We start from the raw sequence: 283 nt of genomic DNA, 5'->3' as shown, positions 1-283 counted from the left end.
GTTGTTGATATAGCCATTGAGAACCCTACTTTGGGGCAGCTTAGAGTAAGTAATGAACTTAAAAAGCAAGGTTTCTTTGTATCACCAGGTGGAGTCAGCAGTATTTGGTTAAGACACGATCTACATACGTTTAAACTAAGATTAAAAGCCCTAGAGGCCAAATCTGCTCAAGATGGTGTAGTTCTTACTGAATCTCAACTTTCAGCACTAGAAAGGGCTAAGGAAGAGAAAAAAGCTCATGGAGAAATTGAAACTCATCATCCTGGATATTTAGGAGCTCAAG

1 pseudogene is annotated in these 283 nt (G+C 39.2%); it reads left to right on the top strand.

From position 1 onward, the window contains the following. Positions 1-283 (top strand): annotated as a pseudogene (locus GNY06_RS10160) (IS481 family transposase); the annotation flags it as partial.

Origin of the sequence: Elizabethkingia argenteiflava (genome assembly GCF_009904105.1) — a bacterium.
In the GTDB taxonomy this organism is placed as follows: Bacteria; Bacteroidota; Bacteroidia; order Flavobacteriales; family Weeksellaceae; genus Elizabethkingia; species Elizabethkingia argenteiflava.
Note: the sequence above shows the minus strand (reverse complement) of the source record. Positions and strands in the feature narration are given on the sequence as shown.